Origin of the sequence: Bradyrhizobium sp. WYCCWR 13022 (assembly GCF_030435535.1) — a bacterium.
GTDB lineage: Bacteria > Pseudomonadota > Alphaproteobacteria > Rhizobiales > Xanthobacteraceae > Bradyrhizobium.
The window spans coordinates 101,726-117,684 of the sequence record NZ_JAUIZJ010000013.1 but is presented as its reverse complement, the minus strand read 5'-3'; the positions used below and the strand labels follow the sequence as shown (position 1 = coordinate 117,684).

15 protein-coding genes are annotated in these 15,959 nt (G+C 61.6%); 10 read left to right on the top strand and 5 right to left on the bottom strand.

The annotated features are described in order from the left end of the window. Positions 1-210: 210 nt before the first annotated feature. From QY049_RS20675 to QY049_RS20665, 3 genes are all read left to right on the top strand, one after another. A complete protein-coding gene (locus tag QY049_RS20675; protein WP_301269909.1) occupies positions 211-921 on the top strand; it encodes an SDR family NAD(P)-dependent oxidoreductase in 711 nt (236 codons plus the stop codon). A 106-nt stretch (positions 922-1,027) separates the two neighbouring features. Further along, positions 1,028-1,561, top strand: a complete 534-nt coding sequence (locus QY049_RS20670; RefSeq protein ID WP_158671076.1) for a YkgB family protein — start codon at positions 1,028-1,030, stop codon at positions 1,559-1,561. A gap of 91 nt (positions 1,562-1,652) precedes the next feature. Beyond that, the gene (locus QY049_RS20665) at positions 1,653-2,540 is read left to right on the top strand and encodes a haloalkane dehalogenase (protein WP_301269908.1); all 888 of its coding nucleotides are present in this window, start codon (positions 1,653-1,655) and stop codon (positions 2,538-2,540) included. A 266-nt stretch (positions 2,541-2,806) separates the two neighbouring features. Here the strand turns inward: QY049_RS20665 and QY049_RS20660 are convergent, their stop codons facing one another. The 5 genes from QY049_RS20660 to QY049_RS20640 all read right to left on the bottom strand — a co-directional run bounded on the left by QY049_RS20660 (position 2,807) and on the right by QY049_RS20640 (position 9,228). Continuing rightward, positions 2,807-4,387: an OprO/OprP family phosphate-selective porin gene (locus QY049_RS20660; protein WP_301269907.1), complete on the bottom strand. Its 1,581-nt coding sequence runs from the start codon at positions 4,385-4,387 to the stop codon at positions 2,807-2,809. A gap of 200 nt (positions 4,388-4,587) precedes the next feature. Beyond that, positions 4,588-5,412 carry a haloacid dehalogenase type II gene (locus tag QY049_RS20655; RefSeq protein WP_301269906.1) on the bottom strand — a complete coding sequence of 275 codons (825 nt, stop codon included), beginning with the start codon at positions 5,410-5,412 and terminating at the stop codon, positions 4,588-4,590. 62 nt (positions 5,413-5,474) lie between these two features. Next, positions 5,475-6,800 carry a cytochrome c gene (locus tag QY049_RS20650; protein ID WP_301269905.1) on the bottom strand — a complete coding sequence of 442 codons (1,326 nt, stop codon included), beginning with the start codon at positions 6,798-6,800 and terminating at the stop codon, positions 5,475-5,477. A 17-nt stretch (positions 6,801-6,817) separates the two neighbouring features. Then, the gene (locus QY049_RS20645) at positions 6,818-8,587 is read right to left on the bottom strand and encodes a GMC family oxidoreductase (protein WP_301269904.1); all 1,770 of its coding nucleotides are present in this window, start codon (positions 8,585-8,587) and stop codon (positions 6,818-6,820) included. Between the two features lie 2 nt (positions 8,588-8,589). Beyond that, entirely contained in the window at positions 8,590-9,228 is a 639-nt protein-coding gene (locus tag QY049_RS20640; protein WP_301269903.1) for a gluconate 2-dehydrogenase subunit 3 family protein, read from the bottom strand. Between the two features lie 488 nt (positions 9,229-9,716). Here QY049_RS20640 and QY049_RS20635 point away from each other — a divergent pair, with 488 nt between their 5' ends. The 7 genes from QY049_RS20635 to QY049_RS20610 all read left to right on the top strand — a co-directional run bounded on the left by QY049_RS20635 (position 9,717) and on the right by QY049_RS20610 (position 15,637). Then, positions 9,717-10,229: a transposase gene (locus QY049_RS20635; RefSeq protein WP_301269958.1), complete on the top strand. Its 513-nt coding sequence runs from the start codon at positions 9,717-9,719 to the stop codon at positions 10,227-10,229. Positions 10,230-10,556: 327 nt separating this feature from the next. Next, positions 10,557-10,892 carry an HNH endonuclease gene (locus QY049_RS39110; protein ID WP_367401197.1) on the top strand — a complete coding sequence of 112 codons (336 nt, stop codon included), beginning with the start codon at positions 10,557-10,559 and terminating at the stop codon, positions 10,890-10,892. Continuing rightward, on the top strand, positions 10,813-11,475 hold the full coding sequence (locus tag QY049_RS20630; protein WP_301269902.1) for a hypothetical protein: 663 nt from the start codon (positions 10,813-10,815) through the stop codon (positions 11,473-11,475). Before QY049_RS39110 ends, QY049_RS20630 begins: the two co-directional genes overlap by 80 nt. A gap of 105 nt (positions 11,476-11,580) precedes the next feature. After that, a complete protein-coding gene (locus tag QY049_RS20625) occupies positions 11,581-12,021 on the top strand; it encodes a hypothetical protein (RefSeq protein WP_301269901.1) in 441 nt (146 codons plus the stop codon). Then, positions 12,018-12,800 carry a metallophosphoesterase gene (locus tag QY049_RS20620; RefSeq protein WP_301269900.1) on the top strand — a complete coding sequence of 261 codons (783 nt, stop codon included), beginning with the start codon at positions 12,018-12,020 and terminating at the stop codon, positions 12,798-12,800. Before QY049_RS20625 ends, QY049_RS20620 begins: the two co-directional genes overlap by 4 nt. A gap of 64 nt (positions 12,801-12,864) precedes the next feature. Then, positions 12,865-15,075 (top strand): ATP-binding protein, encoded by a 2,211-nt coding sequence (locus QY049_RS20615; RefSeq protein ID WP_301269899.1) that lies wholly within the window; start codon positions 12,865-12,867, stop codon positions 15,073-15,075. Next, positions 15,068-15,637: a hypothetical protein gene (locus QY049_RS20610; protein WP_301269898.1), complete on the top strand. Its 570-nt coding sequence runs from the start codon at positions 15,068-15,070 to the stop codon at positions 15,635-15,637. The genes QY049_RS20615 and QY049_RS20610 overlap by 8 nt, the downstream gene beginning before the upstream one ends. Positions 15,638-15,959: the final 322 nt, after the last annotated feature.

Sequence of the window (15,959 nt, the reverse complement as noted above, 5' to 3'; positions counted from 1 at the left end):
GCATCATAATCGCTAGGTTGTGAGCCGCCGTTTCAAGGGGCACCGTGAGACACGGCACTGCATTCGACGAGACCTTCGGCGAGCCAAGATCCAACCGGGAGGGTTCTCGCATTCTGTTGAGTTACGAATCGGAAACGCCATGGTCTCGCGTTGGGGCACGCCGTCAAAATATCTGCCGCCCAAGGACAGCACAACCAGACGAGGCGTACCATGAACACAGGTCAGAAGGTTGTCGTCGTCACTGGAGCTTCGGGAGGCCTGGGCGAGGCAATCGTCGATGGGTATCGAAGCCGCAATTATTGCATTGTCGCGACTTCTCGGTCGATTGCACCGTCCCACGATCCGAACTGCCTGGCAATTCGCGCCGATATCGCAGATCCGGAAGCCGGACGACGCGTCATCGAATCCGCTCTCGAGAGGTTCGGACGTGTCGACACGCTGATCAATAATGCCGGCATCTTTATTTCCGGGCCGTTCGAAACCTACACCGAGCAGAACTACAGAGACGTTCTCGCGACCAATCTGAACGGCTTCTTCTTCATTACCCAGCACGCCATCAAGGCGATGCTGCAGCAGAAGAGCGGACACGTCGTCCAGATCACGACGACCCTGGTCGAATACGCCAACTCGAATGTTCCTGCCGTTCTGGCGTCGTTAACCAAGGGCGGCCTCGCCGCTGCGACGCGCGGTCTCGCAATCGAATACGCCACCCGCGGCATTCGGGTAAATGCTGTAGCTCCCGGCATGATCAAGACGCCGCTTCACGCTCCCGAGACATACGAAGCCGTGGCGTCGTTGCACCCTCTCAAGCGCATGGGTGAACCCGAGGATATCGCGCAGGCGATCCTCTACTTGGAAGACGCGAAATTCGTAACCGGAGAAACCATTCACGTCGATGGTGGCCAAATCGCAGGTCATTGACTGCGAGCGCCACTGCATTTGGCGATCGCATCCTCCGACCTATCCCTTGGTGCCGCACCATCATGGCGCGGTTCCTCATTCATTCGTCAACAGGAGAAAACACGCCATGAACTTCATTATCGACACGCTCGGCCGTTCAGTGCTGCTACGGCGCGATCTCGATTACCATCTGCTCCGCACATCGATGGTGATCATCTTCGCGTGGTTCGGATATGACAAATGGTTCGATTCCGAGATCAGAGGTCTCGTGCCATTGATCACCCACGGCCCATTTATCTTCTGGACGATTCCGGTCTTGGGTATCGGTGGCACGAGTGTTCTTCTCGGAGCTTCAGAATGGACCTTCGGTTCGCTATTGCTCCTGGGATTTTGGAATAAGAAGCTGGGCGTGCTTGGCGCACTCGGTTCCTGCTGCACCTTCATTGCAACCGTTACGATCTTCCCATTCGCGCCAGACGCCTGGGATGCCGGCGCCGGAGGGTTCCCGGCCATGGGAATGGTCGCAGCTTTCCTCCTGAAGGATCTCGTCTTGCTGACCGTCTCTGTTTATCTGCTGAAGCAGGATGTCGAGCGGGTTATCGCGGCGCGCGACAAAACGACATTGTCCCGAGGGCGTAGCGTTCTGTCCGCTACGAGCTAAGAAGTTCGAATCAAGATCCCTCCCGACATCGTAACAACGATGACAGCACGCATCGACCGATTTAGAACACGATGAGAAAAAGGACAATCGCATGATATCCGCAGCATTTCCGTATGTGAAAAAGCGACAGCGGGTTCTGAATCGGGAGATGGCTTATGTGGAGGTTGGAGAGGGCGATCCCATCTTACTGCTACACGGCAATCCAACCTCCTCGTACCTCTGGCGCAACGTGTTGCCACATGTCGAGCCGCTTGGCCGCTGCATTGCTCCCGACCTCATTGGCATGGGCGATTCAGACAAATTGCCCGACAGTGGCCCGAACTCGTATCGCTTCGTTGAGCACCGTCGTTACCTTGATGCCTTGCTCGACGCTCTGGATGTGCGCGAGCGTGTCACCCTGGTTCTTCATGACTGGGGCTCTGCTCTCGGCTTCGACTGGGCCAACCGCCATCGGGAATCGGTGAGGGGAATTGCATTCATGGAGGCGATCGTAGCGCCCCAAGGCGACGATCATTGGGACAAGATGGGCATGCGCTCAGCCCTGGAGGCCCTTCGTTCGGATGCCGGCGAAACGATGGTCCTGCAGAACAATTATTTCATCGAGCAGATCCTGCCGAACGCCATCATCCGGAAGCTCTCGGCTGAGGAAATGGCGCACTACCGAAGGCCGTTCCTGGAGCCCGGGGAGGGACGACGTCCAACATTGACCTGGCCTCGGCAAATACCGATCGACGGTGAACCAGCCGATGTGGTCGCGATCGCGACCGATTATGCGAACTGGCTGGGGACGACCGATGTACCGAAGCTCTTCCTGAAGGCAGAGCCGGGTGCCATTCTTGACAATCATAGACTGGTCAACCTCGTGCGCAGTTGGCCGGCTGTGACTGAGCGGAGCGTGGCGGGAATCCATTTCGTTCAGGAGGACTCGCCCGACGAGATCGGACACGCGATTGTCGACTGGATGAACACGCTCGCCTAGCTAAGGAGAGCCACGATGCTCTGAGGATGGCGATCAAGAGCAATTCATCTATTTGTTGATCGGCGCCTCGGATCAATCCCAACCGTAGCGGCACGCGGTCGGTCCGCGACCAAGGCGTTGAGCGGCCTGGTCGCGCAACGCCTTGGCGGCAATATTATGGGCGCCAAAGGACTCACGCGTGCGCAAGAGACTGAGGTAGGAAACACGGCGAGCCCAATCAGCTGACACAGTCTCGGCCGGTACCGACAAACCTGGTGCCCACTTCATTAGAATGCGAGCTGGGTACGCATTGCTACCGCGTCAAACGTCGCGCCCCGATCTGCCGTCGAAGTCGGCGATTGTTGCCTGGCGACGTCGCCGTGCAGATAGTCCAGCATGAGACGAAGATTGCCGTTGATGTACCAGTTCAAGGCCGCTGTATAGACGGTCTGCCGACCACCTGCGACCCCGGCTGCGGTCGCCAGCCCGTCGTTGAGATCGATTGTTGAGACGCGACCCGCGACTTCCCAGGCGCCCCAGCCGCCGCTCCGCATTGAGAACGGATCCGCCGGCTTGATGCCGTTATATGAGCCGGTCGATGCATTGTAGGTGCGGGTCTCACCAGTCAACACGTAACTTGCCTGGGCATAACCACCTTGAAAATGCAAACTCGGAGCACCGATCGGTGGCAGTCCCGTCGACGCGCTGCGATCGACATTGTACCAGTAGTACTCGCCCTGGAAGTAGAGCGACCCATAGCTCGCAGCCGCTTCCGCACCGTAGACCTGTGCACCCGAGGCGTTGGCAATTGCGCCGGTCGAAATCAGCGCTGTTGGATCGATCCGAAGTTCAGGACGGTCACTGAACGAAACCGTCTGCGCGTTGGTCACGAGATTGCGCGACGGCTGAACGAGCCACTCGGCATTGGCGCCAAGGTGTAAGGAGTAGTTGTTGCCGCTGATGAGCTGACCCGCAACGCGCGCCACCGCACCGAACTGCTCGGTGGCCCCCGCAGGCGTGACGCTCGAGGCCGAATGGATGGAACCTGTGGTCGGACCGGTCACATAGCCACCGGCCCAGAATGAGTCGTTCCACCAGCGTGTGCCGAAAGTCGAACGAAAATCGCCGGCGGCCACGTTGACCGCGATGACCTGGGCTGATGAGCGTTCCATAAACGTGATGTCGTTCGAGCTGGTGGCCTCGTCGATCGTCCAGGGGATGTCCATAATGCCGCCTTCGATTGCCATCTTGCCTCCGAACGGCTTGAGCCCCGTGTAGCTCAGGTAGGCATTCTCCAGCCCCGAGAGCCCCCCGCCGGGAAGAGAGCCCGCCGCTGCGCCGCCGAAGCCATCTGACGAACCACCGAAGTCATAGACCAGGGCAAAATTCCAGTCGCCGAAGAACTTGCCCGCGAGACCGATGCGCGCACGGCGGACATTCTCGCCGGAATTCAGTCGCTGCGGAGAGGTCGCCGCGGTATTGGGATGATAATCGTAGCCACCGACGTCCCAGTGGACGCGGCCCGTGATACCGACACAGTTCTCGCCGTCGTCGGTGCAGATGGTCGCTCGGTTGTTCGGCATCGACACGAGCGCGCCCGCCGCCAGCGGCGGCGCTTTGGCTCCGTTAGAGGTCGTTAACGCGGCTCTTGCTTGTGAATTTGCCGCAACCTTTGACTTGGTGGCCCCCGCTGCGCTCCCCTGTTGCAGCTTGTCGAGCCTTTGTTCGAGCAAATGCAGTTGCCGCTTCAAGGAAGATATCTCAGCACTGGTCTGGCCCGCGCCGGCCGCGCGCACTGAATGGAGTGAAGCCGACGTGAGCGTCGTCGCCGCGAGCATCGCAGTCGAGAAGAACCTACTGATTTTCATTTTTGGCTCCCAACAGGGTATGGCTCAAGACATCATCCGGAGATGGCGAGGACGCACCACATCGACGATCGGGCTTGGCCCACGAAGCGCAAGCTTCGCGGAGCCCCGTCTATCCCTTTGCGGACTTTAGACCGGTGCCAGGATTGACCGGCTTAGCGATGGGCGGCACGATTGCTCCACGGCCTTCACTGGCCTTGTTCCTAGCTTCGCCACAACCGGATGGCTTGGGCCGCAACGCCAGGCAAATCGGGCGCAACGATTTGGGGCTGAGGAAGCTGATCCACGAGAAGCGGCGCGTTCCCGGAACGGGTGATCAAGGCACCCGAGTAGCCGACGCTCTGCGCCCCGATCGTGTCCCAGACATGAGCTGCGACCATGCAGAGCGAGGATGGCGCAACGTTGAGTTCTTCGGCCACGAGATGATAGCCTTGAGCAGCCGGCTTGAACCTGCGGACCCGATCTACACTGAACGATCTCTCAAACCATTCAGAAAGACCCGCATGCTTGAGGGGACTGGCCTTTTGGTCGGGCGGGGAATTCGTGAAGCTCACCAGACGGAAGCCCGCATCCTTCAGCTGCTTCAATCCCGCGAGAACGTCGGGATGAGCCGGCATCGTCAACATTCGCGTGCGAAGATCGTCGATATCTGACGCAGTGACCTTGGCGCCATGGATCGTGCCAAGCATCTTCAGGATGCCCTGACCCAGATCAAAGAAGGTAACGTAGGGACCCGACAACGTTACTGCGTCGGAGTAGAGAATAAGCTGGTTGAACCATTCGCGCATGACCTTTCGATCATTGAACACTCTTTCGAAAACAGGGCTGATGTACTCGATATCGAGAAGTGTTTCGTTGACATCAAACACGAGGATCGACGGTGCGTCGGACGTGTCTCGAGCCGCAGCGGCATTCGCAGGCCCCGTATGACCCAGTAGTTTCGCAGTGACGCCGCCCACGGCTGCCGTACCTAGTCCCGACAGGAGCTTACGACGATCCATCGGCGTGGTGGCTTTGTTCTGCATCATGGTTTGTTCCATCTGGTTTGACTGGCTTCAGCTTCCGTGCGCCGCAAATTGCGGTCTTCCTATCAATCTTGATCGCCTGAATTGTCTGTTCGCCTCGGCTCCTGAAGCTTCAGCTGCTTGCGCAGGGCGGCAACGTCGTCCGGGTCGATTGCGGAAGCTCGATTGCCCCAATTGTTCCGGACAAAGGTCGCAACATCCGCGATCTCCCGATCGGAGAGCTTCCACGAAAACGCGGGCATGCTCAGAGGCGAGGGTCGGCTCGGTGTGGCTGCAATGCTCGTCCCCGCCAGGATCAGTTGCTCCAGGCCAGTGGCATCAAGTTGTTGCACCATGGCGTTCTTGCCGAGAGGCGGAAACAGTCCCGGCTGCCCCTTGCCGTTCTCCAGGTGGCATGATGCGCAGGCATCCGAATAGATCTCGCGCCCACGGGAAAGCGAGGCCGCATCCACCAGCACTGTGGCGGATTTAGAAGAACTTCCCGGAAGATTCTTGAGGTACACCGCGATGGCTGCGCGATCCGCATCAGTCAGGAGCGATGTGGAATAGGTTACGACATCGGCCATTGCGCCTCCCGCTCCCGCGTGAGCGTTGCGGCCAGTCTTCAGATATTCGGCGATATCCGCCTCGCTCCAGGCACCAAGCCCCGTACGAACGTTGCCGGTCAGATCCGGAGCCGTCCAGTTGTCGACAATGGCACCCTTGAACTCCTGACCGGCTCGATCGGCGCCGAACGCGTTCTTCGGGGTATGGCAGGCACCGCAATGGCCGGGCCCGTTCACCAGATAGGCGCCCCTATTCCAAGCTTTCGATTTCTCAGAGACCGATGCTTCTTGCTCCTTCTTGAGGAACAACAGATTCCAGCCGGCAACGAGGCTTCGGTGGTTGAGGGGAAACATCAATTCGTTAGCCGGTGGCGTATAGCGGACCGGCGCTGTCGTTTTGATATAGGCAAGCAGTGCATCGTCGTCCGCACGGCTCATCTTGCGAAACCATGGGTAAGGAAAGGCGGGGTAAAGGTTCTCACCATTCACCCCATGACCATCGTGCATGGCGCGGTAGAACTGATCTGCCGTCCACCGCCCGATGCCAGTTTCCAGGTCTGGAGTAATGTTCGATGAATAGATAATTCCGAATGGAGTTTTGAGACCGAGTCCACCGGACAGTGGCTCTCCGCCTTTGCGCATATGACAAGACACGCAATCACCGGCGCGCATCAGCTCCTGTCCGTGACGCAGCTTCTCGGCATCTGCGCCATCCGGGATCTGCGCAGTAAGAATCGAGAGAGCCGTGACCGCCGATGAGCGATGCTGGGGCAGTGCCGATGTCTGACCTTCAGCCCAACCGATCGCAGCGAGTGCTGCAACACCGAGGCCCACGGCGGTGGTCATGAAGTACGGAGAGCACTTCATGCGTGCACCATAGGACCAGGGGCCTTCAGATAGCGCGCGATGATGTGTTGAGCAGCGTGATAGGTAAGCGCCGCGACGGTAGCCGTCGGATTGTAGCCGGGGTTCTGCGGGAAGGCGCCGGCGCCCATCGAAAATACATTCGGCACGTCCCACGACTGCAGATACTTATTGATGACACTGTTCTGCGGATTGTCACCCATAATGGCGCCGCCCGTGTTGTGCGTTGTCTGATAGGGAACGACGTTCCAAGATCCCTTCCGACGATTTTCTTTGATCTCCCGGGGATTCATTGCTCGCGCAATTTCTGCCGTCCTGTCGGTGAGGTAGTTCGACATCTTCAAATCGTTTCCGTTGAAATCGAACGTCATCCGAAGCATCGGCCGTCCAAATACGTCACGGTAGGTCGGGTCGAGATCCAGGTAGTTTCCACGCGAGCTCATGCTTGAGCCGTGGATGCTTAGATTGAACGAACGCAGATAGTTTTTCGCGGCGGAGTGCTTCCACTCTAAGCCCCAGGCCGGTGTACCCTTCGGCGTGTACATCATCTCGATGGGACGCCCGCCGGTGACCATGCCGGCGATATAAGCGCCGCCGATGAAACCCAGACCGGAATGATCAAAGTTGTCACCGTTGAAATCGTCGACCACCGTCGCCAGCGCACCGGCTCCAATGAACGGATTGATGATCTTGTCTTCGAAGAAGACATTCACAGACGACATTGTTTGGTAGGCGTAGTTCTTGCCCACCAAACCCTCGCCTGTCCTGGGATCGTATGGCTGCCCGATGCCCGACAACAGCAAGAGGCGTACGTTGTGCAGGATATACGCTCCTAGGAAGACCATCTCGGCCGGCTGGAAGAACTCCTCGCCCGCGCTGTTCACATAGGTAACGCCGGTGGCCCTCTTCTTGTCCGGCGTGAGCTCGATCCGGAGCACCTCGCACTCCGTGCGGAGCTCGAAGTTCGATTTCCGCATCAGATAAGGAAGCACCGTAGTTTGAGGACTCGCCTTTGAATAATTTCCGCAGCCGAACTTCTCGCAGAAACCGCAGTAAGTGCACTTCCCCAACTGGCAACCTAGCGGGTTCACGTAGGATTGGCTGAGGTTGCCTCCGGGGTGCGGGAAGGGATGACGGCCGAGCGAGGCTGCAGCTTGGCCGAACAGAGTCGGGCCGTAAGTCTGCTTCATTGGCGGAGTGGGATATTCGTCCGAACGAGGCCCCTCGAATGGGTTGCCTCCCGGTTGAATTTTCCCTCTTAGATTTCCTGCCTTACCGCTGGTGCCACAAAGCTTGTCGAACGCATCGTAATGGAGCTCAAGTTCGTCGTAGGTGACGCCCCAGTCCTGCACCGTCAGGTCGTAGTCGGTCACCGCGTTCTTGCCGTAGCGCTCCTGGTTGTGGCTCTTTGTCTGGAAATCGCTCGGGAGAAAGCGCCAGATCTGGCCATTCCAATGCACACCACCTGAACCGACGCCGGTCCCAAGCAGGAATGAACCCAGATGGCGCATCGGAAGCGCTTCCTGGCTCAAATTGTTTCGTATGGTGAGAGTGTCATCCGAAACGTTCTGAAATAGGTGGTGGCGCCACATGTAACGCAACTCATCCTGCGCGAAGCCCGTGGCAAATTCAGTGGGCGTATCTCGCCAGGGGCCGCGCTCGAGTCCGAGCACGTTCAGGCCTGCGTCGCAAAGTTGTTGGCTCATGATCGCACCGGTCCAGCCGAACCCGACCATGACCGCATCAACGGGCTTCAGAGTGGTAGCCATGCTCAGGCCTCCCGCCAGCCGGGACGGCCCTTGAAGGCCACTGGCGGATAGGGCACGCGCTCACCGTGCCGCTCCACCCACTCGCTATAGTCGTAGTGAGCACCAGGAAAGCCAATCATCTTCCAAGCGGCCATATCCTTGTTGCCGCCATAGATCGGATCGGAGAAGTAGCCCTCTTTGGTATTTTGGAGGAGCATCGCAAAAAATATGCGCGCATTGACTCCGCCATCAAGCGCGATGCTACCGTCTTCGAGCCCCTTCAGAACACGATCCCTGTCGCTTCCGCTGAGTTGAGCGAAGGAAGCTCTGTTGAATTGTTCGGACGTATGGCTGTTGATCGCCTTGATCGCAGCTCGATACAGTTGCGCCGGCGAGAAGCGCAGCTGATAGCCCTGCTCCGGGGCGCCTTCCTTCCAAGGTCCGCCGAGATAGTAGTGGTCGCCGCGCCCAAACGGGCCCGCCAACTGCCGATCCAGGAAGAACGGCACATTTGCTTCGACTGCACCTGGTCCAACAGCATCCGGCGGGATCAGTCGGTCGACGGCCGCCTCGACAAATTCCCGCTCTTCAGCTGTAAAAAATTTGTAGTCGATGCCGCGAACCTCCGGTGGCGAATCGGCTGCGCCCTCTTGAACGGGCATCGATCCACGATAAGAGCGAGGGGGCGCCCCCAGTTCACCATCCCGTATTGTAGCTGCCGCTGCCGTAGCCGCTCCAATCATTGCGCCGCCCAGGACAAAGGACCGGCGCGCGAATCCGGGAGTCTGTTTTGTCATTCGCCATCTCCGCGACTGGCCGCGTCTCGGGTTGAAAGACAACGACAGCCAGCCAATACAATTGATGGAGAAACATTGGGATCGGCCTCGACAGCTTGTCAACGAAGCCTATGTTGGTGCGCGTCGATTGCAGCAAGTTTCGCGAAATCACGCACATTTAGAGACGATTGCAGTCGTGATTTCATTCATCGACGTTGCGCATTCCGAAGGCGAACGAAGACATTACCGAACACCGACTTTCTTCGGCGGCCAGGTACAGCGCGATCGTTTGTGCACGCGCTTAGCAGGATGTCTTCGTCGGGATAAACGCCCACTTGAGCTGGATTGGCTGATCCCGGGCCGGCCTAGACTGACTGCGTGCTGAGCAACGATTCGAGGATCCTTCAGCGAGGAAGCGCGACAGGCCGCTGCGCAGCGGTCATCTCCTCGCAGAAAGACGCTCCCGGCTCCTGCCAGCGTTGTTGACCGAGCTCGACGAATGGCTGAACTTCGTCCCTGCGCTGCATGCGGCGTACTGGGAACGGCTTGCAGACATCTGGGATAACAGAAACAGGGCCGGAGCTAGGTCCGCGCTTGAGGACTGGATCAAGACCCTGCCGGCGGAAATCGTCCTTGCCTTCAGGCCTGTCCTGACGGCGCTGAACGACTGGAAGGCCGAAATCCTCGCCTCTTGGGATCGCAAGATCGAAGACACCTATGTGAACGCCGCCGATGATGTCCTGAATGCTCGACTGGAGCGGACGCTACGGCTTCGACACGGCCCGTTCACGCATCCTGACCACGCAGGTGGCCCCGACCAGGTTTACGTGTGGCGAATGTCGCGGGGAATTCCCAATCGAGCTCCAGAGCCGCAGCAGACGATATGATGGCGACCTCTGTGCAAATTGTCACCGAGTACGAACGATGGATTGGTTCCGGCCCATTTTCGGGCGATAGCTCTGTAGCTGCGAACTAAAGACTATCTCATAACCGGGTAGCAGTCGCCTGGTGGGCATGCAGCCATGTCAACCGGCCGAAAAACGGGCATCGCGTTCCGATCACCGACCGCTTGGCATAGCCGACGTCCACGATAGAGAGCCGATCGTCGGCGAAAGTGGCCAGAGAATCTGCCGTCAAAAAGCCGACGAGCGCGGAAGCGCCGTGCTAACGTAGATGCTCACATCAATGAATGTGATATATCACATTAGACCAAGATGACCCGGACGGAGCACATGCATTATCCCAGCTACATCTGCAGCACCCGGTGGCGTACGAACGCTGCACGCCTGTCCGAGCTCGCATCCAGCGGTGGCCGTTGCCGCCTTTGCTTCGAGTCCGGAACGCGCGAAGCGCCGCTCGAGGTCCACCATGCCACGTATCGTCGTCTCGGCCGGGAGAGCGTCGGCGATCTGATCGCGCTCTGCCGACCGTGTCATCGGGGCGTGGAGGACATGATCCGGCGCCGCCGCTATGCCCGCTGTCCACCGCTCCGTGCCGACGTTCGGCCGATGCGCGACGTTCGTCGCCCTCTCGTCGATCCAACCCGCTGACAGGAAGAACATGGAATCCGTAGGTATCCGCTTCAGGCTGATTGGCACCAAGCGACTGTTGATGCATTGCGGGCGCTTGGCCGATCCGCTGGACCCGGCCTCGCGGGCCCTGGCGCGCCTGACCGGCAAGAGGCAGAAGACGATCGCCGATCATGAGGAGATCGCGCGCGTCGAATGGAATGGCGGCTTGTGGTTGGACGGGGGGCGCCCCTGCATTCCGTGCGAGGCGCTGATGGCGAGCTTCGTGGGCGCCGCTCGGACGCGCAAGCGCGGTGACGAGGCGCGTGCCGGGCTCGTCGTCGAGAAGAACGCGATCCTGAAGTACGACGGGCCGGAAGATCTGGACGAGCTCTGGACGAATCCTTCGTTCAGGCTGCGCACCGGCGTTAGGGTGCGCGGATCACGGACGATGAGGACGCGTCCCGCCTTCGCGGACTGGAGCGTCGAGTTCACCGCGCGGTTTCTGCCGACGCTGCTCGACCGGGTCGAGGTAGTCGACACGTTCAGGGTCGCCGGGTTCTTCCGCGGCATCGGCGACTGGCGCCCGGTCAACGGCACCTACGCAGTCGAAGTGATCGGCTAGAGGACCACCATGGGGCGTGCTCCGGCGAGGCATCGCACGGCCCGGCGTGGCGAGGAGGGAGGCGCGGCAAAAACCGCGCCTCCCCGACTTTTCGGGGAAAGAGGAATGCGCGAGAAACCGTACGATCGATCCCGAGCGCCGTCCGGCGGACATCGCCGCGGATGCTCCGCGCCGCCCTGGCGGTGGTGGCGGACGCGTGCCGCCCACGACCTGACTTCGGCGGCACGCCTCTCGATACGGGCGGCGATCTCCCGCTCGCCCCTCCTGCGGTACGCCAGATGGTTCGCCGCCGCGAACGGCGATCCGGCCGCCGCGGTCGGGCTGGCCCTGCAGCTCGGCGCCGCCGCGTTCGGCCGCCCGGAGTTCGACGTCGCCATGACGTCCCTCGCGTTGTGCGCTGATGGCGGCGACCCCGCCGCGAGGCTTGCGATGCGCCATCTCTTCGGTCGGCTGCACTGCGCGGGATCCGCGGAAACGCGGGTGGCGGAATCCTGGCTCATGCAGAGAGGCCGCCGGCGTTCCCCTCGACGGAGAAGCGCGGAATGAGACTGCAGATCATGAGCGATCTCCATCTCGGTTACCCGGGAAGAAGGGGTGCGCCTCCGCCGGTGCGGGGCGTCGACGCCGTCGTCGTAGCTGGCGACACCTGCGAAGGACTCGTTCATGCCGTCGAAGCGCTCAGGCGCGCATATCCGGAGCCGCTCGAGATCGTCGCCGTGCCCGGCAACCACGAATTCTATTCGCGGCACGCGACGTACCGCGAGGAGCTTGCCGCGGGACGGGAGGCGGCGGCCGCGCTCCGCGTCGGCCTGCTCGAGAATGCGGTCTGCTTCCTCGGGCGGCTGCGCGTTATCGGCTGCACCATGTGGACCGACTACGGCGCCTTCGGCGAATCCTTGCGGCCCGCGGCGATAGGGGCGGCCGCCGGTTACCTGCTCGACCATAGGCGGATCAAGTGGAGCCGCAGTCCGTGGCGGCGCTTCCGCCCCGAGGAGGCGCGTACGCTCCATCTCCAGTCCCGAGAGTTCGTGATCCGGGAGCTCGGGAAATTGCACGCGGGACCGACGGTCTGCATCTTCCACCATGGCATCGTGCTGGACGCGGTGGCGCCGGTGTTCCGCGGCGAGATCGAGACCGCGGCCTACGCCTCCCGGCTCGAGTGGCTGATCGACATCTACCAGCCCGATCTCGTGGTCAGCGGCCACACGCACCACAGCATGGACATCCGGCGCGGTCGCACGCGCCTCGTCAGCAATCCCGCGGGTTACGGAGACGAGAACCCGCTCTTCGATCCGGCATTCGTCGTGGAGATCCCCGATGCGTAGACGTCCGCCGAAACCAGCAGACGCCGTCACGTCCGCGCCGAAAACGACGGCGCGACCCGCGCCTATGGGACCGTTCGAAAGCGACGTCTACCGCAAGGAAACGAAGAACTGGTCCGAGTTGAGGCGCAGGACGTCTGATGAAAACGAAGCCTCGATTCGCGAATTCACGAGCGGCGCGCGCGGACGGTCCTACACTGACCTCTCGCGGTCGCGCATGGACTCCGGACTCGATGCGGAAACGAGTGTACGGCCCAACGTTGACGGCGCCCACGCGGTCGCGACTAAGCTCATGTTGGCGAAGGCCGTGGACGGATGCCAAGGTCTGGGACACGCGATCCGTTGCGCGGCGCCGGTCGTGGCGTTCGACGTTTACGATTCGACGACCCTGCGGCTCGTCGAGGCGCACTGGAGGGCCGTCATCTTGGGTGCTCCCGGCGCCCATACCACGTCGTTGGATTCGGAGCACTCGCCCCTCGCAGCCCAGAAATCTTCAGGGGGCGTGGTCCATCTGGTCGTGTGGGAGCCGCCGAAGGCGACGTCCCGGCTCACGAACCAGGTCGATGCGCTGGCGGCAGTGTCCGCGGCGCGCCCCGTGCTCGCGTTCTCGCCGTTGGCGGAGACCCACCTTCCCGACGCGCTGTTGCGGATCTGCGACTACAAGATCGCGATCGGCTCTCCGGATTTCGACACGATCGCGAAAACGATACGGATCGTCACCGGCGGGAGGACCCGCGCGACGCTGGAGCCCGAGCTTCTTGCAAAGGTCGGGATCGAGGAGATCGCGCTTGCGGTGCGCTTCGATCGTTCTGCCGACGAATGCATGCGCCGACTGCGGGAGCTGACGTCCAGCCTGGTCGCGCAAGCCGATGTTCGCGAACTGACCCTCTCGGAATTGCACGGAATGGGAGCTGCTACGGAATTCGCGAAATCCTTCGTCCATAGCGTAGAAGCGTGGCGCCGAGGCGAAATACCTTGGAGTGCCGTCGAGGGAGGCACAGGAGTCTGCTTCGACGGCCCACCCGGCGTCGGCAAAAGCACGCTGTGTCGTCTGATCGCCCGTGAATCGAAGCTGGAAATTCTGGTTGCCAGCCACTCGCGCTGGCAGTCGGCAGGCGAAGGCCATTTGGGCCACTTCCTCCGCGAGATGCGGCGCGACCATGCGGAAGCCTGCCGGATGGCGCAGAAGGCGCCAATTCTATTTTTAGTTGAGGAATTAGATAGCTTCACCGACAGAGCGACGATCAACCACTCTCATCGCGATTATGCTCTTCAGGCAACCGCAGCCTTCCTTTCCATGGTGGACGGACTCCCAGAAGGCGCCGGCCTGCGTGGACGAGCGCTGACCGAGCGGCCGCGGATCGCCTTCCTGGCGACCACCAACAACTCCTCCCGATGCGACCCTGCCGTGCTGCGCCCCGGACGCTTCGGCCGCGTGATCCACATCGGGCTGCCCGATCACGAGGAGCTGGAGCGCATGATGCGGGTCCGCCTGCGCGGCGACCTGGCCGACGCCGACCTCCACGATTTGGCGGTGGCGGCCGCCGGATGCACGGGCGCGGATATCGAGCGCCTGGTCGCTGACGCGCGGCGCATCGCCAGGCGCGAGGGCCGGCCGCTCGCGGCTAACGACCTGAGGCGCGCCTTTGCCGGCGGCAACGAAGTGCCCGAAGCGCTGCTTCCGCGCATCGCCGCTCATGAGGCCGGTCACATCCTGGTGGACGTGCTCCTGCACGGGCCGATGGGGGCGGTGGCCACGATGACAGCTCTGGGGGAACGGGCGGCCGCGTCGTTCCGGCTCCGCGAGGTGCCAAACGCAGGTACGTTCGCGGACCGTTTCCGCCGGCTGCAGGTTCTGCTCGCCGGACACGCCGCAGAAGAGGCCAGGTTTGCCGAAGCAAGTGGTGGATGGTCCGGGACCTCGGGCTCCGACCTTCACCAGGCGACCGCCGAGGCCGCCGCTCTGGTCGGATCGTACTGTCTCGCCGGCCCGCGCTTCCTCTATCTCGGTGCGGCTGACGCGACTTCCAATCTGCTGATCTTTCCGGAAGTCCGCGCCGAGAGCGCGCAACTCCTGGCGCGGGCGCGCTCCGCGTGCGTCCGTTTGATTTCCGAGAACCGCGCGGCGCTCGACGAGGTCGCGGCGCGGCTGCTCGCCAAGGGAAACATCGAAGGACTCGAAGTAGCGAGGATCGTCGCCGATTGCGGTGGCCGAGCGCCCGCGAAAGCTCGAGCAAAGGGATTTGAACGGAAACTGGGAAGGAATGGTAATGAGTAAGGAAGCAACGAAGCTGCCCTCGCTGCCGCCCGCGCGGCGGAGCCGCCCGACGCCCGCGGCGGGCCGACGCAACGATCTGGCACGCCGGGCGGTCGCCGCGGCGCTCCAGGCATCCGGCAGATACAAGGTGATCGCGAACTTGCGGATCCCGGTAACCGAACAAGCCCGTCATGCGGTGGCGCGCGCGCGCGGAGGCTACGTCGGCCTGTCCCTGCCGGTTGAAGGGCCGTGCGAAACGGTCGTGGTCGACATGGTCGTCCTCGACGAGCGGAGCTCCTGGGCCGGTGCCTATGCCTTCTGCCACCAAGGCGCGCAGTCGCCGATGGCGCGGCGTCGCGTCGAGGAGGACCTCCGCGCCGCCGAGCTCGTGCTGCGCGCGCATCTTGCGCGCCTGGTGCATCTCGACTTCCGCACCGTGGTCGTCGGGATCATCGACCAGTCGGCGGACCCGGAGCAGGTCGACGATCTAACGATCCCTGCGTCGGAGATTTCGGACCATTTCGAGATCGACTTCCCGGGTCCGGGCGAGATGTACCGGACGTGCCCCGACTCGGGCGCCTAAATGAGCGAGACTCCTCGCGACGTCGGCACCCCGGCACATGCAAACGATCTTCCGCCGGACCGGGTGCGTTTCGTGCGGCTTCCGCGCGCTGGCGCGCGGACGCCGGTGTCCGAGACGGTCGCAACCCAATCACCGCAGATGGTCAGGACGCCGTTGCGGGCCACACGCGTCCACATACCGAACCGACCGGCCAAGTTTCCTCCAATTTGGCCGGTTGAGATGAGGGCCGAGACGGCGGCGGCGTTCCTCGACTATGCGACGACGAGGGAGCTCTGCAAGGCGATTCAGAAAGGGGATGCCGCGCCGCCGACCGCGTGCCGCA